Genomic DNA, 22,078 nt, shown 5'->3' with positions numbered 1-22,078 from the left:
TTCACTTGAGATTGATCGGTGTTACAAAAATGTAAACGTGCGTTTGATTTTTTTATGGCGCAGGCGTACTCTGGTCAGACCACAAAAATAACAATGGATGTTGAGCGATGTCTGCCATGTACCCAAATTTGTTAAAGCCATTAGATCTCGGTTTCACTCAATTGAAAAACCGTGTGTTGATGGGATCAATGCACACCGGTTTAGAAGAGCACAAAGAGGGGCTGCAGAAGCTCGCTGCTTTTTATGAAGAACGTGCGAAAGGTGGCGTTGGTTTGATTGTTACCGGCGGTTTTTCCCCTAATTTACGTGGTCGATTACACCCTTTAAGCGCTGAGTTCAGCAAGCCGAAGCATGCTAAAGCGCATAAAGTGGTCACTGACGCCGTGCATAAACACGGTGGTAAGATTGCCTTACAGATTCTTCATGCTGGTCGTTATGCGATGCATCCATTCGCGCAAAGTGCATCAGGCACGAAAGCACCCATCGCCAAATTTGCTCCGTGCAAAATGAGTGAACGCCAAATCAAGAAAACCATTGATGCTTTTGCCAATAGTGCCGAACTGGCACAGTTCGCTGGTTATGATGGCGTGGAGTTAATGGGCTCAGAAGGTTACTTGATCAACCAGTTTTTATGTCAGCGCACTAACATGCGATATGACGAGTGGGGCGGTAGCTACAAAAAACGCATGCGCTTTCCGGTTGAAATCGTTAGGGCGGTTCGTAAAGCGGTGGGTGACAAGTTCATTATCATTTTCCGTTTATCGATGCTTGATCTCGTAGAACAGGGCAGTACCTTTGAAGAAGTGATAGAACTTGCTAAAGCGTTAGAAGACGCGGGAGTGACCATCATTAACACGGGTATTGGTTGGCACGAAGCGCGCATACCAACGATTGCTACTCAAGTCCCACGCGGCGCATTTACTTGGGTTACAGAAAAGGTTAAGCCGCATGTTTCTGTGCCTATCATCACCTGTAACCGAATCAATACACCGGAAGAAGCTGAGCGTATTCTTGCTTCGGGCCAGGCTGACATGGTTTCCATGGCGCGCCCATTCCTCGCTGACCCATATTTTGTCGCGAAAGCAGAGCAAAATAAATCTCAATTCATCAATACTTGTATCGGCTGTAACCAAGCGTGCTTGGACAATGTGTTCAAAGGAAAACGTGCAAGTTGTTTGGTCAATCCTCTTGCCTGCTATGAAACCGAAATTGTGGTTAAGGACGCATTTAAGAAGAAAAATATTGCTGTAGTGGGCGCGGGGCCTGCGGGTTTGGCATGTGCGACGACCTTGGCTAAACGCGGGCATAAAGTCGACCTGTTTGAGAAGAATGATCGTATTGGGGGGCAGTTCCGCCTCGCGATGCAGATCCCAGGTAAAGAAGAGTTTCGCGAAACCATTCGCTATTTTGCCAACCGTCTTGATGAAACGGGCGTCCACTTGCACTTATCGACGGAAGCAAATTACGATTTACTAACGGAGTACGATGAGGTTGTCATGGCATCGGGTGTTGAGCCGCGTAAAGTGAACATTGATGGCATTGATAACCCGGAAAAAGTCATCGATTATCAGACTCTGATCCGCGATAAAACCCCGGTGGGTGAAAAAGTGGCGATTGTTGGTGCTGGTGGCATCGGTGTTGACGTTGCAACCATGATAACGGAACCAGAAGGACAAACTCTGGACGATTGGTTACATGAGTGGGGCATTGATAAAGAGATGTCTCAACCTGGCGGTTTATACCCTTATCCCGATTCAATCAGTGATAAAGAAGTGTGGGTGCTTCAACGTCGTAAAGGCCGTGTGGGTAAAGGCCCTGGCAAAACCACTGGCTGGATCCATAAACGTACACTGGAAAAGCGCGGCGTTTATCTATTGGGTGGTGTATCGTACGATAAGATTGATGTTCAGGGATTACATATTCATGTCGATGGTAAAGAACGTTTGATTGAAGCGGATACTGTGGTGATTTGTGCTGGACAAGAGTCAGTACGACCGTTTGAAGACAAATGGCATCAATTGGGTGATAAGCTACACATCATTGGTGGCGCGGACCACGCAGGTGAACTCGATGCTGTTCGAGCGATTCGTCAGGGGGTTAAGCTCGCTGTTGAGCTTTAGCGATTCAAAGTAAGAAAAAGCTGCGTGTTTTGCGCAGCTTTTTTTGTTGTGAGAATCTCTTTCTCCTCACGCGCTGACACCATTTAAAACAGAGTGTTATTCGTGGTAGGGGATTGTGCTAAAGTGAGCAACGTAAACAATAATAGCTATATTCAATAAGGAACCGTTCATGGATGCTCTCGATCTTTTGCTCAATCGTCGTTCTATCGCTAAGTTGTCAGAGCCTGCGCCTGAGGGGGTGGCACTAGAAAACATCATTCGTGCTGGTCTTCGCGCGCCAGACCACGCTGGTTTAACACCATGGCGATTTGTCATCGCTCAAGGCGAAGGTTTAAAGAAACTCTCGGATATTCTGGTTAAAGCCGCTATCGCAGACAATAGTGAAGACGAGGTGATGGAAAAAGTGAAGAATGCCCCGTTTCGTGCACCTATGGTGATCACTGTGATTGCTAAGGTCACTGAGCATGAAAAAGTGCCAGCGTTTGAACAATACCTTTCTGCTGGCTGCGCAGCACAAGCGATGCAAATGGCAGCGGTAGCACAAGGCTTCCAAGGCTTTTGGCGTTCAGGTAAGTGGATGTTCCATCCAACAGTGCACCAAGCATTTGGCTTAGAAGGCGAAGATCAAATTGTTGGTTTTCTATATCTGGGGACGCCGGGTTGTACTGCAATGAAAGTTCCAGAGCGTGAACTCTCTAAGTTTGTTGAGTTTTTATAGCGTTAAATATTAAAGCCGATTAGATAAACGAAATTAAATAGAGGCCATTCCTACGGGGATGGCCTCTGTTCATATATTTATCCATAGGCCGTGTTATAAGATTGGGCGTTAGCGTGAAGAAAGATACGATATTAAAGAAGATTACTCTAACTTGATTCGCACCCTCTCGCCATAATCGGTTAGAATGTGGTTATTATGTTGAAGTAATTGAGAAAGCGAAGATTTATAACGAACAGTGTCTTTTTAGTGCTTAATAAAAATAGGAGGTAAACAGGTGAAAAAGAGATAAAAGAAACCCTAAACATTACTGCTTAGGGTTATCTTGTGCATTGACCAGATTGTGTTCTAGCTAAGCACCTTTAGATTCGAACCCAAAGGATAGCAAAGAACGCAATCGCTTAACATTATTTTATCTTTCAATCTTCGTTTTAAAGCGAAGTAAGGGTTATATATGCGTTTTTTCCGTAATTTGTTGTTTAAAATTAAACCTTGGGATCTCATGGCTTTGGGTCTCAAGCTACTTGCTCATGTGCTTTTCTGTGAGAAGTAGTGGCTGGAACGGTAGTTAATACAAGATATGGATTAATTACTGTTTATCTGTACAGTTTCTCTTGATTTGTTAGGGCGACATTAGATAATGTGGCCCTAATTATTATGACTTCCAAAAACTTATGTCTCGTCTGTTTATTGCTGAAAAACCAAGTTTAGGCCGCGCGATTGCGGCGGCACTTCCTAATCCTCAAAAGAAAGACCAAGGTTTTATTCGTTGTGGCAACGGCGATGTGGTCACTTGGTGCATTGGCCACCTGTTAGAGCAAGTTGAGCCTGACGCATACGACGAGCGTTACAAAAAATGGAACCTGGCAGATTTACCGATTGTTCCCCAGCAGTGGCAATTAAGGCCAAGGAAAAGTGCCAGCAAACAGCTCACTGTGATCCGTAAGCTTCTCAAAGAGGCAACGGAAGTGATTCACGCCGGAGACCCAGATCGAGAAGGTCAGTTGCTGGTGGATGAGGTACTGGATTACTGCAAGCTTTCCAAAGCCAAAAAAGAGGCCACTCAGCGCCTGCTGATTTCCGATTTGAACTTACCCGCAGTCAAACGCGCGTTGAACTCGATGCGTAGCAATCGTGATTTCATTCCTCTTTCGGTTTCTGCGCTTGCGCGCTCAAGAGCCGATTGGCTTTATGGTATGAACATGTCTCGCGCGTATACGTTGCTTGGGCAAAAAGCGGGTTATCAGGGCGTGTTGTCGGTAGGGCGGGTGCAAACCCCCGTGTTGGGCTTGGTGGTTCGCCGCGATGAAGAGATCGAAAACTTTGTGCCTAAAGATTACTTCACGCTACACGCTCTCATTCCGTATCAAGATCACAATGGCGCTTTTGATATTCGAGCACGCTGGAAACCCAGTGAAGCTTGTAAGCCTTGGCAGGATGAAGAAGGGCGCATTTTAAACCGAAAACTGGTAGAGAATGTGGCGAGTCGCATTGCAAACCAACCCGCTAACGTGACCGAGTCGGAGCAAAAGCAAACCAAGCAATCTGCGCCACTTCCGTACTCCTTATCTGCGTTACAGATTGATGCGGCAAAGCGTTACGGCATGAGCGCACAGCAGGCCTTGGATACCTGTCAGGCATTGTATGAAAAGCACAAGTTGATCACTTACCCTCGTTCAGATTGTCGTTACCTACCGATAGAGCATTATGCGCAAGCGGGGGCGGTGACATCGGCTATCTCGAACAACGCTAAAGAGCTTCATAGCGCGGTACAAGGTGCCGATTTGTCCATCAAATCCAAAGCATGGAACGATAAAAAGGTCGACGCGCACCACGCGATCATTCCCACACCGAAACAAGCCAATGTGAATGCCTTGTCGGGTAACGAGATGAAAGTGTACCAGCTCATTGCTCGCCAGTATTTGATGCAGTTTTATCCAGCAGCGGTGTATGCAGAAGCGAAGCTGGTCTTCGATATTGCGGGTGGCACGTTCGTGGCGAAAGGTCGTCAGTTGGTGTCCCCTAGTTGGAAAGCGTTAATGGGTAAAACGGACAAAGAAGATGAGGGCATTGATGCGGTGCCACCGTTACCCGAAGGAACCGTGCTGACGTGTCGCGAAGGGGAAATAAAAGATCGCAAGACTGAGCCGCCAAAACATTTTACAGAAGCAACGCTGCTGCAAGCCATGACAGGAATTGCCCGTTATGTTGCCGATAAAGAGCTGAAAAAGATCCTCAGAGACACCGACGGTCTTGGTACAGAAGCCACGCGTGCGGGGATTCTCGATACGTTGTTTAAGCGGCAACTTTTGACTCGGCAAGGTAAATCGATACTGAGCTCCCAAGCAGGGCGAGGTCTGGTTCATGCTTTACCGATCGATGCGACCTACCCGGATATGACTGCAAACTGGGAGCACCAACTGCAAGGAATGGCCGAGAGAAATCAAGCTTACCAACCGTTTATGCACGCTTTAGAGCAGCGTATCGATGGATTGATGGGACAGGTCAAAACAGGGCCGATTCCTGAGTCGTTACGACATTTGCCAAAAGTCGAGCGACCAGCTTTTAAACGTAAGAAACGCAGTTATTCAAAGGGCAGTACATCTAAATCGAGTGCCGCTAAGCGTCAATCCTCCTAAAGAGTAAAGCGGCACATTTGGGTGCCGCTTTACTCTTTACCTATTAATCAAACAAGTTATCGTTATTGTGAATCGCCCCTCTTACATCGTCCTGAGTGAGAACACGCTTACCTAAGTCTTGTTTCACTTGTTTGCCCAAATCCACCAGCGCATCGCGATTGACTTGGGTTTGACGCTTGCCTGCACTTCTTAAGCAGTAATTGAGATCATGATCTTCACTGCAAATTCACCAAGTCTGGTTTGAAAATGGCGAAACTCAAGTCATTAAGTTGGGTTTAAGACGCAGGGAGAGAGGACGAAAGAGCATCTTCAGAAATCGTCAGTGATGAGCCATTTTTATTCATTGCTCGAAGTTGGTACTATTTCCTCATCATGTACCAAAAGACCGACGTATGCTGCCATTGATTTATCACCCTATCTATTCGCAACTCGATTTGCCAATTGGGCACCGCTATCCAATCATGAAGTATCAGTTTCTTTACCAAGCGGTATTGACGAAGATGAATGAAGCACGTTGGGGTCATCAGATACAGCTTTTCCAACCTGAGCCATTGACCGCCGATCACATTAAGCGAGTGCATGGCGAGGAGTATGTGGATTTACTGGTCAGTGGTACTTTGCCCGCAGCGAAGATGCGTCGAATTGGTTTCCCTTGGAGTGAGTCATTAATGACCAGGACGTTCACCTCGACGGCAGGCACCGTCCTGACAGCAGAACTCGCACTAGAGCAGGGAATCGCGATTCATCTTAGTGGTGGTTATCATCATGCTCATAAAGACTTCGGAAGTGGTTTTTGCCTTTTCAATGATTTGGTGATTGCTGCAAAACATATGCTAGATAATGAGCTGGTGGATAAAGTGTTGATCATTGATAGTGACGTACACCACGGCGATGGTACGGCAACCTTGTGTGAGCATGAGCCAGACATTGTGACTTTATCATTTCACTGCGATAAAAACTTTCCGGCGAGAAAACCAGCCTCCGATCTTGATGTGCCTCTCGCTCGAGGAACGGATGATGAAGCATTTTTGATGGCATTTAAGGAAGTGACCAAGATGGCAATTCACCTGCATCGTCCAGACTTGGTGATTTACGATGCAGGCGTCGACATTCACACCGATGATGAACTGGGGTATTTCGATGTTTCCACGCAAGGCATCTTGGAGCGCGACCGTTTTCTAATGCAGTTGATGAAAGACAAAGGCATTCCGGTCGCGGCTGTCGTTGGGGGAGGCTACCGAACTCAACACGCCGATTTAGTGCCCATTCACATGCAGCTCATTCATGCGGCCCACGATGTGTTTTTTCGGCAATGAACCGCTTCTACAAGTCACTGGTGAACGTCGAGTATTACTGTTTTATCTCAGATTCTAAAAACTAAGAGGTAGAGGATTCACGCCACCATTGCACTAAATGCAGCAACGCAAATAGGGCATGTCCAAAGAAATAAACTTGGATAAACGTGACGGACAGTTTGTGGATCGAGAGTAGCCACTCACTTGGACCACTAGTGAAAACCGTTAGATACCAAACGGAGCCAGTCACAACCGCAAGTATGAGCGCTAAAATCCCGAGCCCTTCTATTGTTGCTGCTAACCCGGATGGCTTGGCTTCGGGTAGCTCAAGTTTCAATAACGACTCTGCGTCCTCTTTAATCACTTGGTAATGACCAGATAGCCAAGGGTAAAGATCTTGAATTTTACGACGCATGATGACCTTAGTGGCGAAGATTAGGCTAACCGGAAGCAACACCAGACCAGAATAGATATGAATAAAGGCGAGGTCGCTAATTTGGTTCAATTCAGTGTCTCCATGGACATGCATCAAACCGCTTGAAAGTAATTGCAATAATACCCAGAAAAGCACCGCAAAATGTAGGTATCGTTCGATATTGGGTAATGTTCCAAAAAGCGTTTTTAGACCTACTTTTAGTTTGTTTTCCATATGTTTACGTCCAAATTGTGACTCTTCACATAGGTTGATATCAGTTTATAACTAAGTGAATAAAGCTTAGTTGAGAGTGTAAATAATTACGAACTGATATGTTGAGTTGAACTATGCTAAGTGTCGATTTGGTTAGAAGTACACTTGATATCTATAGGTGAACAAAAATTACAGTTCTGCTGTTGCTTGATTGTGGCAAAGCTCTGTGAAAGATCATTATCATGATGGGGTGACAGCGACGAAGCGCAATATTTCGCCCTTTGGTTTCAGGCTGAATTTAACATCGAATGGAAAGCCGAGTGCGACTAGACGCTTGGGAGAACAGATACGGCCGTAGTAGATGCTGTCGCGGTTTTTATATAAATACATTGACTCACCAAATTGACTCAGTGAGCAAATCGAGCGGACCAGAAAAGAAAAAAGCCGCTGAAAATCAGCGGCTTTTTTCTATGAATAGTGGCGGAGAGATAGGGATTTGAACCCTAGGTACGCTATTAACGTACGCCGGTTTTCAAGACCGGTGCTTTCAACCACTCAGCCATCTCTCCGTTGTTGAGCGCATAATATAAGGCTTTGAAAATCTTGTAAACCCCAAAATGAATCGTTTGGACGTTTACTGCTCGATTATGAACTGTTTGCTGATAAAAGACACAAAAAAGCTCCCCGAATGTAGAGATTTTGCTCGAATTAATTGCTTTTCGAATAGAAGCGTTGTAATTCTGTTAAGCCTTGCATCAGCACTGGTAGCTTGGGTGTGGTTTCTCGCAAGCGCTTGTAGTCGTCATTGTACAGTTTATAGTTACCAAACTTGTCGATGACGGTTGTTTGAGAACCAGTGATTAAGGCAATTTCTTGGGTATCACCCGCTAAGATCCAGCGACGGCGGCTTTCATCAAATAAATTGCGGCCACTGCTGTAGTCGTAGGGATTGGATGATACACCCAACATATCTTGTAGCAGTGTGACTGAAAGATCCAAGTGGCTTGTGCTATGAGAAAACTCCCCAGGAAGCATGCCCGGCCAATGAATAATCATAGGCACCTGAAGTTGGTAACGACTGTAGTTGCTGTTAGCGCCCCAACTGTTGGTATTGGTTTCATTAAACTCACTACCATGGTTAGAGGTGATAATCACAATGGTGCTGTTTAATAATTGCTGTTGCTCAAGGGTTTCAATAATCCCTGCAACGGTCTTGTCTGCGGATTTAACGGCTTTTTCGTATGCCTTTTTGAAGCGTTCACTCGCAAGCGTTTCTTTGTTCGCAACTGTAGGTTCTGATTCGAAATTATCAACAGCTGTCACTTCGATATAGCTAAACCATGGCTGTTTCGCTTGTTCTGTTAGCCAATGCTTCCAAGCATTGATGGATTGTTTATCGTTGTGTGCTTGCGTTCCATCAATCTGCTCTGCAAGGTTTAGATCTCTGAAGATGACTTCGGAATACAGAGTATCTTCAAATCCATTGCCGCTAAACAGGCCAAAGTTATAATTTTGTTCTGTTAGTACATCAAGCAGTACAGGAGCAGAGCCTTGAGCTTTGATACTGCTTGCGTAGCTGCTCGGTAAGCCGTAAAACAAGCCAAACGCCCCGTAAGCGTCGTTGCTTGAGCTGTAATGATTGATAAAATTTTGGTTGTTTTGCGCAAACCGATAGAGTTCTGGCATTTCGTCTTGGTTAAGTGCATCGGCACGAAGGTTGTTGACGCTGATCATCAGTACGTTCAACTTACTACCACGACGGTTAAATTCAAGCGGTTCGAGCGGGTAGTTCACGAGGGCTACATTGTTTTGGTTTTCTGCTAAGCGCTTAAGGTACTCTTCATGATCGAGTAAGCCATGCTTTTCCATGAAGCTTTTCGCTGTCATCGGATAAGACAATGGGAAATTAGAACGCTGGCTAGTAATCGGGTTATAGAAGTAGGCATCAGCCCAAATGTAAACCAAGTGACTAGTGATAAAGCTCAAGAAGAACACAGCGGCCAATGGACGGCCTATGTGTTTGTAAGAAAGTTTGCGCTGTTTGCGCCAAACCCATTCAGACAGACCAAGCTGAATCAGGAAGATCAGTGGCATAACAACAAAAAGGTGTTGTAAATCTGCACTAATGGCGCTTTTATCTTCACTAAATAACAGCTCCCAAACGACAGGGGTCAAGTGAAGGTTAATTGACTGATAGGCCTGCGTATCGACCAACAAAAGGGTTTGACCAATCGTCGCGAATATCACTGCCACCAAACGGAAAAGCTTCCGAGATGGCAGGACAAACGTCAGCGGGAATAGAACCAACAGATAAAGAGCGAAAACGAGGAAGCCAAAATGGCCAACCCAAGAAACCGCAAGATAGAATTGTCCCATCAAGGTTTCTGGCCAAGGCGACTGAACGATATAGCGTGTACCTATCAACATCGATGCGACGATATTGAAGAATGCAAACCAATGACCCCAACCAACCAGTCGAGATACGCGTTCGCCGTATGAGTTTCCGCTGTCTACCATGTACTTGTTCTATTGTCCGTGATTAGTGTGTTTTTGGCACGTCAAGAGAAGACATCAGTGCCTGAGCAAATTTTTCAGCAATAAGTTTGCGTTGTGAAGCAGCAACTTGTTGATTTAAGACATTGGTTGCGATATTTCCGGCAATCATTAGCGTCAACTCAGGAGAAGCTGCGTGTTTTTCTAGGACAGCACCCACTTCAGCAAGAATTTTCTCTACTTGTTCGTCAGTATATTTAGATGTAATCGGCATAAAGACTCTAATAATGATAGTAAAAGCGGCTTATGATAACCTACAATGCCTAATAACTTAAACCTTGTAGCAAGATAAAATCACTATGAGCCTTCATCTTTCAAATGTCATTTTGCACCAACTGTGCAAAAACGATCAGGACGAACTGGTTGTAAACTTTCGCCCGGCATCGTTAGAGAACGATACCTCGACAGAGAATCTCGTTGCGGAACTGCATCGCGTATTCCATTCTAAAGCGGGCAAAGGTTTCGGCTCTTTCCAGTCAGACAGCGAATTCCAGTTTTGGCTTCAGGAAATGCGCAAAGGAGAGAGAGATTTTTACGACTTCTCACAAATCAGTGCAAATCGCTTGAAACAAGAGTTGATTAAGTATCCATTCGCTGACGAAGGTATTTTAGTCTTCGCTGAGTATCAAAGTTTAGCTACTGACTATCTGTTTATCGGTATTTTACCAATGAACCAAAGCCTAAAAGTAACAGAAGGCTTAGATATTAGTGCCACTGACTACCTAGACATCACTAAAATGGACATCGCTGCACGTATTGATCTATCTAGCTACGATACGGATCGCGATTCAAATCGTTACCTTTCGTACATTAAAGGGCGTGTTGGTCGTAAAGTGGCGGATTTCTTCCTCGATTTCTTGCAGGCAGACATAGGTTTAGACACTAAGTTGCAAAACCAAGTGTTGATGCAGGCGGTAGAAGACTTCTGTGCAGATTCAAAGTTGGAAAAGCAAGAAGCGAACGAGTACAAGAAGCAGGTTTACAACTACTGTAACGAGCAAATCAAATCGGGCGATGAAGTGCAAATAGCTGAACTGTCTGGTGAATTGCCGGCAAGCCAAGGTGGCACGAGTTTTATGGACTTCACCAAAGAGCAAGGTTATGAGTTAGAAGACTCTTTCCCTGGTGATCGTTCAACTGTCCGTAAGTTGACTAAGTATGTCGGGGCTGGTGGTGGTTTGAACATCAGCTTCGATAGTCTGTTACTTGGAGAGCGTATTTTCTACGACCCTGAAACCGACACACTAACGATCAAAGGCACTCCACCAAACCTAAAAGATCAGTTAAGCCGTAACTAATTCATAAAAAAGAGAGCCGCGTGCTCTCTTTTTTTATGTGCAGTGTGCAAGCGAAGAACAAGCTCTTATCGGTTGTTGGCTCATCCTTCACTCAATCGTTAAAAATGAATGAAGGCGAATTTAGTCACGGATAAGAAAGAACATTTGGAGGATATGCTCTTGGCAGTGGAAGAACCCATTCTCGATATTGATAACATTCTTGATTCATTGTCAGGTGACGAGGCGGCCGTTCGCTTTTTGCTTGAACTTTTTATTCACGACCACTCCGGTGATGGAGAGAAGTTCAGGCAGTTAATGAATAATGACGACCGAGAGAGAGCTCAACGACTAGTACATAGCCTGAGGGGCGTATCTGGTAACTTAGGGGCGATGGTTCTGTATAGCGTATCTAGCGATATTGAACACTTAATGAAGCAAGATATTGAAGTTCCAAAGGCTCTGATTGCCAAGTTGAGCAATGAACTTAAACGAACGGTCGATTTTGCCCAGCAAGTTCTCAATCTTGAAAAGATGCGATAATTACTAACGGGTTGAACTCTCTCTGGCTTAAAATAGCCGCGATAGCCAAGTTACTTCTGTGACTTGGTTATTTCTTTTTTGTTCTGTAGATTTTGACCATAGGTAATTTCATGTCTATCCGCCGACTATCCTCATTGATGGTGGCTTGTTTCGTTTTGACGCTTTCAGGCTGCTCGCTGCTGGAAATCAAAATTGATAGCCAAACGGTTCCGCTGACCAAGCAAGAATTAAACATGCGTATTATGACACGGGAATACGCTCAACAGTTTTTTGCTCAAGTCGAGCAAGCCGCAGATGTGCTCCACGAACGTTACGAGCCGAGAGATAAAGTGCATCAGTCTTACATTTTACTTTGGAAAATTAACGCAGAAGAAGGCTTGCAAGCTGCGGCATACCAAGTTTCTCCTATGGCCGCGTTGATTGATACTTGGGTGTTTACACTGCAAATGAATCAGTTTTACTCTCAAGGCGCTGGGAAGGATTTGTTTGCCACCACAGAAGCCCAGCAAGTTTCCGCCCACCTTGCGAAAGAGGTCGATAAGCTAGCGCAATCGTTATTGAAGAAAGACGTATACAACAAGACCAAACTCTTTGTGGCAGACTTTGTTGCACAATACCCGTTTGCTGATTTAAGCATGATTCGTACACCGGCTTATCGAGCGTGGTTAGAGGCGAGCAAAATCAGTGAAGAGGAGGCGGTGACGACGTTAGGTACGATGCCAGAAGCGATTGGTGATGTATCTGACCGGCTAAGCCTCGTGTCTGAGCAAACGCCAAAAATTATGACGTGGAAAGCACAGTTATTAGCGTTGAACAGCGCGGCAAGTATTGAACACGTTAATGCCGCATTGAATAGCTTAAAAGTGACATCAGAGTCTCTTAAAGACTTTATCGACAACAATCCTGAGTACATGCGAAATCTGGCACAGCAAATGGCCGTGCAGTTGCAGCCACTGGTTGAAGATATTGATGAAAAAGCGGAAGAGCGTTTATCTCAGCTAAGTGAAGAGCGACAAGCACTAGAGAAAATGGTGGCGAGAGAGCGTCAAGAGATCGCACAAATCATCTCAAGTGAGCGTGCTCAGTTTGCTAAAAACTTGGACCATGTTTCACAGGAAGTGGTGAGTTTGGCGATGGACAAGCTGATTGAACTGGTGAAGAGCACCATTATCTACTTCATTTTATTCATCTTGGTGATCTTCTTTGCGCCTCTAGCATTAGGCTACATGTTAGGTAAACGCTCTGCGGTGAGAGTGAAACCAACGTCAGTCTAAAGAGAAACATTTAAACGTAAGATCAAAAAAGAGCGCACGAAGCGCTCTTTTTTTGTTTGGCTGACGAGATTAAGCGGTTTGCTGTTTTAGTTCGCTTTCTTCTTGTTCTGCCCTGTCCACAGTTGGTTCACATTTATCAACAAACCAACCCATGTAAGAAGTGAAGATAGTTACGATGATACAAACAAAACTCAGCCACATGAATGGTGCGTAAGATAGGGTGGCCACACCAAGAATGCTTGCCATGTAGATACCGTTATCACTCCATGGCACCATACCTGATGTTAGCGTTCCACCGAATTCAGCGTTGCGTGATAGATTCTTACGTTTGTAGCCCAAGCGGTCATAGTTTTTCGCACAGATTTTTGGTGTCAGGATGAGCGATACGTACATTGCAGAGCCAAAAACGTTACCCATGAATGCTGTACCAATGGTGCTGGTAGCGAGTGAGCCCGCACTTTGGACTCGTTTCTCGCACAGTTTCGCAATGGTGTCCAAAACACCGACTTTATCGAGTAAGCCACCAAAACCCAGACCGAATACGATTACCGCAACCGAGCTAAGCATGGAAGACATCCCGCCACGGTTAAGAATCGAGTCAATGAACTCCACACCAGAAGAGATATCAAATGGAGCCCATGCGGTATTAAATGCGGTTAGGAAGTCGACATCCTGAATCATGACTGCCCAAATGATACCCAGCAGTGAGCCAAAGCTGATGACCGGGAAAGAAGGCATACGCATCGCAAGTAGACCTAACACGATGATGACAGGCACAAATGAATAAGGGGTGATATAAAACTGTTGCTCCATCGCCAGAATGACTGACTCCACTTGGCTCATGTCGAGTTTACCTGCGTAGTGGAATCCGAACGCAGTAAACATAATGCCAGTGATGATGTAGCTGATTAGGGCGATCGGCAGCATGCCTTTGATGTGCTCTACCACTTCAACGTTTGACATTGAAGAAGCGAGGATGACCGAGTCAGAGAGTGGCGACATCTTGTCACCAAAGTAACAACCTGAAAGCACCGCACCTGCAGTAATTGACGCGGGTACACCAAGACCTTGTCCAATCCCCATCATTGCGATACCAGCCGTACCAGCCGCGCCCCAAGACGTACCCGTAGCAAGAGCGGTCAAAGAACAAATGATCATGGTTGCGAGTAAAAAGATCGATGGGTGAATCGCATTTAAACCATAGTAAATAATGCTTGGCACAATGCCACCAGAAATCCATGTCCCCACGAGTGCGCCAACAGCCAAAAGAATAAGTACCGCACCTAAGCCATTAGAAATGCCGTTTAGTGCCGCTTTTTCTAGGTCTTTATACTGGTGACCAAGTTTTAGGCCCAATAGCATAATAATGAACCAACCAATATAGAGTGCGAGCTGAATTGGCAGGTTTAATTTGGCAGTAAATGAAAACGCCAAAAAAAGAAACAAACCTAGTGCGATCAATACCTGTATCAGACTAGGAAGGCGTGGTGTAACTTGCTTCATATGTGCCTCTGTCGTTCTTGGAGCAATAGAGGAAGGCGCTCCCTGTTGTAATCGGGCCTAACATACATTAACAAAAATTATATTTCGAACATTTGGTGATTTATCTTGCCTATCGTCCATATAAACGTTTGCTTGTAAAATATATACACTGTAATTATTAATCAAAATGGACTTAAATGTTTTGTAGTGTAAATGTAGCGTGCTTCATATGTTCATTTTCTCATTTAGTGGTAAGACCATAACCAAACACCCCTCGGCTTTTGTTCGTGAATGGCCGTTTTCATAGAGAACAAAAGAAAGGAATGCCTCTTTGGATGACATTTCTAAGCATAAGTGCCGAAAAGTTGTACTTATTTTCAAATTAGTGCTTGAGATTTTGTGTCGAAAATTGAACTATGGAGAAAGTTTCAAAAATATACATGGAGAGTTAATGCGATGAGAGTAGGTTTAGTTGGTTGGCGCGGCATGGTCGGATCGGTTTTGATGCAGCGTATGGTCGAAGAGAATGACTTCGATTTGATCGAGCCAGTTTTCTATAGCACGTCTCAAGTGGGTATTCCTGCACCGCTATTTGTAAACAGCAAAGATGCGGGCCTACTGCAAGATGCTTTCGATATTGACAGCTTAAAGCGGCTTGATGCCGTGATTACGTGTCAAGGTGGTGGTTACACAGAGAAAGTTTACCCGGCGTTACGTAAAGCGGGTTGGAAAGGCTACTGGATTGATGCCGCTTCTACACTGCGTATGGCAGAAGACTCCATCATCACGCTAGATCCGGTAAACTTAGCACAAATTCAGCAAGGCATTCACGGTGGTACCAATACGTTTGTTGGTGGTAACTGTACAGTGAGCTTGATGCTAATGGGCCTTGGTGGTCTGTTCGAGAAAGGCCTAGTTGAGTGGACAAGTGCAATGACGTATCAAGCGGCGTCTGGCGCAGGTGCACAAAATATGCGTGAGCTGATTTCTCAGATGGGTGTGATCAACGACGCGGTGAGTTCCGAGTTGGCGAATCCTTCTAGCTCTATTCTTGATATCGACAAGAAAGTGGCTGACATCATGCGCAGTTCTTCATTCCCTACTGATCAATTCGGCGTGCCGCTAGCGGGCTCTTTGATCCCTTGGATCGATGTGAAGCGTGATAATGGTCAAAGTAAAGAAGAGTGGAAAGCGGGCGTTGAAGCGAACAAAATTCTTGGTTTCCAAGATACGCCAGTGCCAATTGATGGTACTTGTGTTCGTATTGGTGCAATGCGTTGTCATTCTCAAGCATTGACGATCAAGCTGAAGCAAAACGTGCCAATGGATGAAATCGAAGAGATCATTGCGACGCACAATGACTGGGTGAAAGTAATTCCAAATAATCGTGACATTACCGCTCAAGAGCTAACGCCAGCGAAAGTAACAGGCACGCTATCTATTCCGGTAGGGCGCTTACGTAAGATGGCTATGGGCGATGATTTCCTAAATGCCTTTACGGTCGGTGACCAACTACTATGGGGGGCGGCAGAGCCTCTACGCCGAACTCTACGAATTATCCTTGCTGAAAAGGCTTAATCTATCCCAGTTCTAAGATATCTATTTTGAATGCGCCCAATTGGGCGCTTTTTTATCATGACTGATTTTTAGTCTCTTCATTTCTGACAATGCGTTTATCAGGGTCGGCAAGTTCACTACCACAATGCTTACAGTGCATTGCATCTGAATCATGACCTGAGCGATTGCAGTTCGGACATTTTACTAGTTGTTTGTGAGCGTTCATTTCATTACTTAATTCTGCAGTAATAATACCGGTCGGTACGGCGAGAATTGAATAGCCCAGCAGCATGGTCAGTGCAGCTATCGCTTTACCTAAATCTGTTTGTGGCACCATATCCCCGTAACCAACAGTCGTGATGGTTACAATGGCCCAGTAAATACTCTTCGGAATGCTAGTAAAACCGTTGTGAGGACCTTCAATCACGAAGATCAGTGACCCCAAAATAGTAACGAGGATCCCCACGGTACTAAAGAATATGAGGATCTTGCGGCGCGCCATCAGCAGTGAGCGTAACAGGATATTTGAGTCTTGTAGGTAACGAACCAGTTTTAGAATACGGAAGATGCGCATCACGCGCAGTAAACGCACTACCCCCATAAAGGACGCACCAGGGAAGAAGATGGCCAGATAAGTGGGTAAAATCGCGAGCACGTCTACCACACCATAAAAGCTAGTGGCATATGACTTAGGTTTTGGTGAGCAGTAGAGTCTTAGTAGGTATTCAATGGTAAATAGGGCAGTGAACGTATATTCAATGTACCGAAGCTGTTGAGACCACTCTGTCATCACGCTTGGTAATGACTCAAGAATAAGAACCACAAGTGATGTAATGATGGCGATAATCAGCGCGATATCAAAGGCGCGCCCGGCACGGGTATGTGTACCGAAGATAACGACGTATAAATGATGCTTAATAAACTTGCGAGGCATGATGTTGCACTGTCATTTTTGAAAATGAAATCAATCACAACATCATACCAGAAGTTTATGAACTTACGCTAAGCCAGGGAATAGGTTTCTTAAACCGTTAGCAATGAACTCAATGCCCAGCGCACCAAGGATCAGACCCATGATACGTGTAATGACGTTGATGCCTGTTTGGCCAAGGAAGCGAACGATCAAAGGAGCGGAACGGAATAGCAACCAAGAGCATAAACAGAACAGCATAATAGTGATACTAATGCCGACAGTATCCATCATGCTCGGGTAACGCGCACCGTATACGATGGTTGAGCTGATTGCACCAGGACCAGCCATCAGCGGCATAGCCAGTGGCACAACACCAATCTGCTCACGGCTAACGTACTCGGTTTTTTCCTGCTTGTTCTGTTTATCTTCACCTAATTTACCGCTCATCATTGAGAAAGCGATACTTAAAAGCAGCAAACCGCCAGCCACACGAAATGAGTCTAGGGAAATGCTGAACATGTCTAGCAGTAACTGACCAGCAAAGAGTGAAATGATCAAAATAATCGCAACCGCTATGTTTGCTGTCGTTGCGGTTTTGTTCTTTTCTTCAGGTGTCATATGACCGGTTAATGAAACAAAAACAGGCATGATACCGACTGGGTTAACAGCGGCAACTAAGCCTAGGAAAAACTGCAGGAAAATCGCTAGCTCAAAAGTCTGCATATCGCGTACTCATAAAGGATCACAGTAGTGAAAAAGGGAAGGAGTAATTTAGTCGCTAAATGTAAGGCAAAAGTCTAGTAGGAAGAAATGAAAAAAACTAACGTATCTGGCCTACTATTTGTGAGAAAAACTAATTATTGAAGAAAACGTATGTAATCTGTAAGTGATTTGTTACGTAAAAAGATGGTGAGAGAATGAGCTGTTTTATACAAGCGTTAACATTCGCACACTTTTGATAAAAAAATAGAGGGATTGTAGAGAGATAAGGTAAAGCGGATATACTCTCAGTGGCACATAAACTTGGCACTACATGTAATTTTGTTGGCCGAAAATGAAACTTTTTTACACATTATTGTTGTTTCTTATAGTTTCAAATCTGTATGCTGTTTTTTTGTACTGAAGTTAAATTATTTTAATTTTTATATTTATCAGTTATTTAGCTTGCTTTGTTGTGGTTAACCACTACTTTTGAGGTATTTCGAGAGAGAGAAGTGATCCAAGTCAATTTTTTTCACACTCTGAAATATTATACTCAGTCCTGAAAGCAATTTACTAAGACGGTTGTTTGCTAAATAACTGATGAACAGTAAAAACGAAACACAATAGCCTTACTAAAAAGTTTTTAATATTTGTTAATTTTAGGAGATTCCCTATGCCTGTAACTAATTTGGCTGAACTAGATGCTCTAGTAGCTCGTGTTAAAGCGGCTCAAGAAGAATTCGCTACGTTCTCTCAAGAGAAAGTGGATGCAATTTTCCGTGCAGCATCTCTAGCAGCTAACCACGCTCGTATTCCGCTAGCACAACAAGCGGTTGCTGAGTCTGGTATGGGTATTGTTGAAGATAAAGTAATCAAGAACCACTTCGCGTCTGAGTTTATTTACAACAAATACAAAGACGAAAAAACGTGTGGCATCCTTGAAGAAGATGACAACCTAGGCACGATGACTATCGCTGAGCCTGTAGGTATTATTTGTGGTATCGTACCAACAACAAACCCTACTTCTACCGCGATCTTTAAATCTCTAATCTCTCTTAAGACTCGTAACGGTATCATCTTCTCACCACACCCACGCGCTAAAAACTCTACTAACGACGCAGCTAAACTTGTTCTAGATGCAGCAGTAGCAGCGGGTGCTCCAAAAGACATCATCGGTTGGATTGACCAACCATCTGTAGAGCTTTCTAACGCGCTAATGAAGCACGACGGTATTGCTCTTATCCTTGCAACTGGTGGTCCAGGCATGGTTAAAGCCGCTTACTCTTCTGGTAAGCCAGCAATCGGTGTAGGTGCAGGTAACGTTCCTGTCGTTATCGACGAAACCGCTGATATCAAACGAGCTGTTGCTTCTATCCTGATGTCTAAAACATTCGATAACGGTGTAGTATGTGCCTCTGAGCAAGCTGCAATCGTCGTTAGCGAAGTATACGACGAAGTGAAAGAGCGTTTCGCTTCTCACAAGGCTCACGTTCTATCTAAAGCTGACGCTGACAAAGTACGTAAAGTACTTCTTATCGATGGCGCGCTAAACGCGAAAATCGTAGGTCAACCTGCTCCAGCAATCGCTGAAATGGCTGGCGTTAAAGTTCCTGCTGACACGAAAGTGCTTGTAGGTGAAGGTCTAGGTAAAGTATCGATCGATGATGAGTTCGCTCACGAGAAACTATCTCCAACGCTAGGTCTATTCCGTGCTGACAGCTTCGAAGACGCGGTTGCTCAAGCGGTAACAATGGTTGAAATCGGTGGTATCGGTCACACCTCTGGTCTTTACACTAACCAAGACGTAAACGCTGACCGCATCCGTTACTTCGGTGACAAGATGAAGACTGCACGTATCCTTGTAAACATCCCGACTACTCACGGTGGTATCGGTGACCTTTACAACTTCAATGTAGCACCTTCTCTAACTCTAGGTTGTGGTTCATGGGGTGGTAACTCTATCTCTGAAAACGTTGGTCCTAAGCACCTTATCAACAAGAAAACTGTAGCTAAGCGAGCTGAAAACATGTTGTGGCACAAACTACCTAAGTCTATCTACTTCCGTCGTGGTAGCCTACCAATCGCAATGAGCGACCTAGAAGGTAAGAAACGCGCGTTCCTAGTAACTGACCGTTTCCTATTCAACAACGGTTACGCTGATGAAGTAGTTAAACTGCTTAAAGAGCAAGGCATCGAAGTTCAAACGTTCTTTGACGTAGAAGCGGATCCAACACTATCTGTTGTTGAGAAAGGTGCAGAAGCAATGAAGAGCTTCCAACCTGACGTAATCCTAGCTCTAGGTGGTGGTTCTCCAATGGACGCTGCTAAGATCATGTGGGTAATGTACGAGCACCCAGAAACTCACTTCGCGGAACTAGCAATGCGCTTTATGGACATCCGTAAACGTATCTACAAGTTCCCTAAAATGGGTAAGAAAGCTGAGCTTGTATGTATCACTACAACTTCAGGTACGGGTTCAGAAGTTACGCCATTCGCGGTTGTTACAGACGACAAGACTGGTGCTAAGTACCCACTAGCGGACTACGAAATCACGCCAAACATGGCTATCGTTGATGCTAACCTGGTAATGAACATGCCTAAGTCTCTAACAGCGTTTGGTGGTTACGATGCAGTAACTCACGCTCTAGAAGCTTACGTATCTGTTCTTGCGAACGAGTACTCAGATGGTCAAGCTCTACAAGCACTTAAGATGCTTAAAGAGTACCTACCTTCAAGCTACGCGAACGGTGCAAACGACCCAATCGCTCGTGAGAAAGTACACAACGCGGCAACTATCGCTGGTATCGCGTTTGCGAACGCATTCCTAGGTGTTTGTCACTCTATGGCGCACAAGATTGGTGCTGAGTTCCACCTACCACACGGTTTAGCGAATGCACTACTAATCTCGAACGTTGTTCGTTACAACGCGAACGACAACCCAACTAAGCAAACTGCGTTCTCTCAATACGACCGTCCACAAGCACGTCGTCGTTACGCTGAAGTTGCTGACCACCTAGGCCTAAGCCAAGAAGGTGACCGTACTGCTCAGAAGATTGAACGTCTACTAGCATGGTTGGACGAGCTGAAAGGCAACCTAGACATCCCAATGTCTATCCAAGCAGCAGGTGTTTCTGAAGCTGATTTCGTAGCGAAACTAGATGAACTAGCGGTTGAAGCGTTCGATGACCAGTGTACAGGTGCTAACCCACGTTACCCTCTAATCACTGAGCTAAAAGAAGTGTTACTTGCTTCTTACTACGGTAAAGCGTTCGTTGAAGGTGAAACTTTCGAAGGTACAACGGTTATCAAGAAGAAAGCAGACCAAGAAGCAGCGAAAACTGCGCCAAAAGCAAAAAAAGAAAAAGCTGACGCATAATTAAGCGTTGCTTATGAGATAAGGTTTTCGCTAGCACGAAATCTTAATCGGGAAACTTAAAGCCCCAACCTAAAGGTTGGGGCTTTTTTTTGTTCAGCGAGAATGACCTTGCTTAGCAGAAGAATTTCATATCACACTTCTGTCGTGACCACGCGACCACTAAAGTAATCGTTAGTCACGATATAAGCCGTATTCCTCACCAATTCGTCTTGGACCTCTGCCCAGTGACTTTCTTCCACGTTTTCACTGCTATGGCTCACCGAAGGGATGACACCACCGACCCGGATATTGAAAGGGGTGAGCTCTTTTGCCCAACTATAGGTAAACCCTGATACTAAGGCAGCTATGCTTTCTACACCTGACAGATTTACGTGGTTGTCATGTGAGATAACGTTGACGATGACGCCCTTCTTTTTTCTAGAACGAAAACGTTCTGCACTCACTTGGCCATAGGTATACAGGCATCGTGCCGCGGAGGAGAGATGATCAATGTAGGTGCTCATTGGCTCTGGCGCCATTAAACTGGGCAGCGTGGAGCAGGTCCAACAATTCACGACAACGTCCGGTGTCGTGCCTAGTCGCGATTCTATTTTATCAAACAGTAGGTTGACTGACGTTGTGTTAGCACTACAAACATTTATCTCGTATACCTTGTCAGAAAACACGCTAATTTGATGATAGGTTTCATTTAAGGAACTTAAGTCTTCGTCACACAGAACCACGGTCGCGCCAAGATGGGCGAAATGACTAGAGCAGGTTCGGCCAAGAACGGTTCCTGCAGAGGTAATGAGAATGACTGAGTGTTTAATATCCATAGCATCTTCAGTGTATGTGTATTTGTAAACAATACAAGAAAGGGTCGTGCTAACAGCATGGATGAAATTTATTGATTATGTGTGAATACGTTCAAACTACGCTTAGTCAATGGTAGGTAATGTTTAGGAATTAGTAAGCAGTCACATTTCTTACGTCCTTGAAATGCAATTTTTATGATAAACATTGAATCG

General features: G+C 44.8%; 18 protein-coding genes and 1 tRNA gene. 9 read left to right on the top strand and 10 right to left on the bottom strand.

Annotation, left to right across the window (positions count from 1 at the left end; translation table 11 throughout):
- The first annotated feature begins 107 nt into the window (after positions 1-107).
- The 3 genes from AK966_RS04985 (at position 108) to AK966_RS04970 (ending at position 5,474) form a co-directional block, all read left to right on the top strand.
- The gene (locus AK966_RS04985; protein ID WP_172438160.1) at positions 108-2,120 is read left to right on the top strand and encodes an NADPH-dependent 2,4-dienoyl-CoA reductase; all 2,013 of its coding nucleotides are present in this window, start codon (positions 108-110) and stop codon (positions 2,118-2,120) included.
- A gap of 169 nt (positions 2,121-2,289) precedes the next feature.
- The gene (locus AK966_RS04980; protein ID WP_119463650.1) at positions 2,290-2,838 is read left to right on the top strand and encodes an NAD(P)H nitroreductase; all 549 of its coding nucleotides are present in this window, start codon (positions 2,290-2,292) and stop codon (positions 2,836-2,838) included.
- Positions 2,839-3,509: 671 nt separating this feature from the next.
- Entirely contained in the window at positions 3,510-5,474 is a 1,965-nt protein-coding gene (locus AK966_RS04970; protein ID WP_119463649.1) for a DNA topoisomerase III, read from the top strand.
- A 43-nt stretch (positions 5,475-5,517) separates the two neighbouring features.
- Here AK966_RS04970 and AK966_RS20070 read toward each other — a convergent pair whose 3' ends face one another.
- Entirely contained in the window at positions 5,518-5,700 is a 183-nt protein-coding gene (locus AK966_RS20070; RefSeq protein ID WP_099080295.1) for a hypothetical protein, read from the bottom strand.
- 166 nt (positions 5,701-5,866) lie between these two features.
- Here AK966_RS20070 and AK966_RS04960 point away from each other — a divergent pair, with 166 nt between their 5' ends.
- On the top strand, positions 5,867-6,790 hold the full coding sequence (locus AK966_RS04960; protein ID WP_099080294.1) for a histone deacetylase: 924 nt from the start codon (positions 5,867-5,869) through the stop codon (positions 6,788-6,790).
- A 61-nt stretch (positions 6,791-6,851) separates the two neighbouring features.
- On the opposite strand, the gene AK966_RS04955 is transcribed toward AK966_RS04960, so the two are convergent.
- From AK966_RS04955 to AK966_RS04940, 5 genes are all read right to left on the bottom strand, one after another.
- Positions 6,852-7,418 carry a cytochrome b/b6 domain-containing protein gene (locus AK966_RS04955; RefSeq protein WP_099080293.1) on the bottom strand — a complete coding sequence of 189 codons (567 nt, stop codon included), beginning with the start codon at positions 7,416-7,418 and terminating at the stop codon, positions 6,852-6,854.
- Positions 7,419-7,637: 219 nt separating this feature from the next.
- Positions 7,638-7,787: a hypothetical protein gene (locus AK966_RS19885; RefSeq protein WP_172438159.1), complete on the bottom strand. Its 150-nt coding sequence runs from the start codon at positions 7,785-7,787 to the stop codon at positions 7,638-7,640.
- An 88-nt stretch (positions 7,788-7,875) separates the two neighbouring features.
- A tRNA-Ser gene (locus AK966_RS04950) sits at positions 7,876-7,966 on the bottom strand.
- 139 nt (positions 7,967-8,105) lie between these two features.
- Positions 8,106-9,914 (bottom strand): DUF3413 domain-containing protein, encoded by a 1,809-nt coding sequence (locus AK966_RS04945; protein ID WP_119463648.1) that lies wholly within the window; start codon positions 9,912-9,914, stop codon positions 8,106-8,108.
- A 22-nt stretch (positions 9,915-9,936) separates the two neighbouring features.
- On the bottom strand, positions 9,937-10,164 hold the full coding sequence (locus AK966_RS04940) for a YejL family protein (protein ID WP_099080276.1): 228 nt from the start codon (positions 10,162-10,164) through the stop codon (positions 9,937-9,939).
- 85 nt (positions 10,165-10,249) lie between these two features.
- Between AK966_RS04940 and yejK the strand changes: the two genes are divergently transcribed.
- The 3 genes from yejK (at position 10,250) to AK966_RS04925 (ending at position 13,041) form a co-directional block, all read left to right on the top strand.
- The gene (yejK, locus tag AK966_RS04935) at positions 10,250-11,248 is read left to right on the top strand and encodes a nucleoid-associated protein YejK (protein ID WP_099080275.1); all 999 of its coding nucleotides are present in this window, start codon (positions 10,250-10,252) and stop codon (positions 11,246-11,248) included.
- Between the two features lie 165 nt (positions 11,249-11,413).
- A complete protein-coding gene (locus AK966_RS04930) occupies positions 11,414-11,767 on the top strand; it encodes an Hpt domain-containing protein (RefSeq protein ID WP_259343737.1) in 354 nt (117 codons plus the stop codon).
- Positions 11,768-11,877: 110 nt separating this feature from the next.
- On the top strand, positions 11,878-13,041 hold the full coding sequence (locus AK966_RS04925; RefSeq protein ID WP_099079474.1) for a chemotaxis protein: 1,164 nt from the start codon (positions 11,878-11,880) through the stop codon (positions 13,039-13,041).
- A 69-nt stretch (positions 13,042-13,110) separates the two neighbouring features.
- Here AK966_RS04925 and nhaC read toward each other — a convergent pair whose 3' ends face one another.
- Positions 13,111-14,544 carry a Na+/H+ antiporter NhaC gene (gene nhaC, locus AK966_RS04920; RefSeq protein WP_099079475.1) on the bottom strand — a complete coding sequence of 478 codons (1,434 nt, stop codon included), beginning with the start codon at positions 14,542-14,544 and terminating at the stop codon, positions 13,111-13,113.
- Positions 14,545-14,979: 435 nt separating this feature from the next.
- On the opposite strand from nhaC, the gene asd reads away from it, so the two are divergent.
- Entirely contained in the window at positions 14,980-16,101 is a 1,122-nt protein-coding gene (gene asd / locus AK966_RS04915; protein ID WP_119463646.1) for an aspartate-semialdehyde dehydrogenase, read from the top strand.
- Positions 16,102-16,156: 55 nt separating this feature from the next.
- On the opposite strand, the gene AK966_RS04910 is transcribed toward asd, so the two are convergent.
- Both AK966_RS04910 and AK966_RS04905 read right to left on the bottom strand, forming a co-directional pair.
- The gene (locus AK966_RS04910) at positions 16,157-17,014 is read right to left on the bottom strand and encodes an ion transporter (protein WP_099079477.1); all 858 of its coding nucleotides are present in this window, start codon (positions 17,012-17,014) and stop codon (positions 16,157-16,159) included.
- A 63-nt stretch (positions 17,015-17,077) separates the two neighbouring features.
- A complete protein-coding gene (locus AK966_RS04905; protein ID WP_099079478.1) occupies positions 17,078-17,716 on the bottom strand; it encodes a YchE family NAAT transporter in 639 nt (212 codons plus the stop codon).
- A gap of 652 nt (positions 17,717-18,368) precedes the next feature.
- On the opposite strand from AK966_RS04905, the gene adhE reads away from it, so the two are divergent.
- The gene (adhE, locus tag AK966_RS04900; protein ID WP_099079479.1) at positions 18,369-21,071 is read left to right on the top strand and encodes a bifunctional acetaldehyde-CoA/alcohol dehydrogenase; all 2,703 of its coding nucleotides are present in this window, start codon (positions 18,369-18,371) and stop codon (positions 21,069-21,071) included.
- A 131-nt stretch (positions 21,072-21,202) separates the two neighbouring features.
- Here adhE and AK966_RS04895 read toward each other — a convergent pair whose 3' ends face one another.
- Positions 21,203-21,886, bottom strand: coding sequence for an SDR family oxidoreductase (locus AK966_RS04895; protein ID WP_119463645.1), 684 nt, complete (start codon positions 21,884-21,886; stop codon positions 21,203-21,205).
- Between the last annotated feature and the right edge of the window lie 192 nt (positions 21,887-22,078).

The organism is Vibrio sp. PID23_8 (assembly GCF_003584965.1).
Taxonomy (GTDB): Bacteria; Pseudomonadota; Gammaproteobacteria; order Enterobacterales; family Vibrionaceae; genus Vibrio.
This window is presented reverse-complemented; position numbering and strand designations above follow the sequence as displayed.

Coding starts and splice junctions, on each gene's coding strand:
- AK966_RS04925 (WP_099079474.1), top strand. CDS start 11,878: ATGTCTATCCGCCGACTATCCTCATTGATGGTGGCTTGTTTCGTTTTG.
- AK966_RS04910 (WP_099079477.1), bottom strand. CDS start 17,014: ATGCCTCGCAAGTTTATTAAGCATCATTTATACGTCGTTATCTTCGGT.
- AK966_RS04960 (WP_099080294.1), top strand. CDS start 5,867: ATGCTGCCATTGATTTATCACCCTATCTATTCGCAACTCGATTTGCCA.
- adhE (WP_099079479.1), top strand. CDS start 18,369: ATGCCTGTAACTAATTTGGCTGAACTAGATGCTCTAGTAGCTCGTGTT.
- AK966_RS19885 (WP_172438159.1), bottom strand. CDS start 7,787: ATGTATTTATATAAAAACCGCGACAGCATCTACTACGGCCGTATCTGT.
- AK966_RS04985 (WP_172438160.1), top strand. CDS start 108: ATGTCTGCCATGTACCCAAATTTGTTAAAGCCATTAGATCTCGGTTTC.
- yejK (WP_099080275.1), top strand. CDS start 10,250: ATGAGCCTTCATCTTTCAAATGTCATTTTGCACCAACTGTGCAAAAAC.
- AK966_RS04955 (WP_099080293.1), bottom strand. CDS start 7,418: ATGGAAAACAAACTAAAAGTAGGTCTAAAAACGCTTTTTGGAACATTA.
- AK966_RS04895 (WP_119463645.1), bottom strand. CDS start 21,886: ATGGATATTAAACACTCAGTCATTCTCATTACCTCTGCAGGAACCGTT.
- AK966_RS04905 (WP_099079478.1), bottom strand. CDS start 17,716: ATGCAGACTTTTGAGCTAGCGATTTTCCTGCAGTTTTTCCTAGGCTTA.
- AK966_RS04940 (WP_099080276.1), bottom strand. CDS start 10,164: ATGCCGATTACATCTAAATATACTGACGAACAAGTAGAGAAAATTCTT.
- asd (WP_119463646.1), top strand. CDS start 14,980: ATGAGAGTAGGTTTAGTTGGTTGGCGCGGCATGGTCGGATCGGTTTTG.
- AK966_RS04980 (WP_119463650.1), top strand. CDS start 2,290: ATGGATGCTCTCGATCTTTTGCTCAATCGTCGTTCTATCGCTAAGTTG.
- nhaC (WP_099079475.1), bottom strand. CDS start 14,544: ATGAAGCAAGTTACACCACGCCTTCCTAGTCTGATACAGGTATTGATC.
- AK966_RS04970 (WP_119463649.1), top strand. CDS start 3,510: ATGTCTCGTCTGTTTATTGCTGAAAAACCAAGTTTAGGCCGCGCGATT.
- AK966_RS04945 (WP_119463648.1), bottom strand. CDS start 9,914: ATGGTAGACAGCGGAAACTCATACGGCGAACGCGTATCTCGACTGGTT.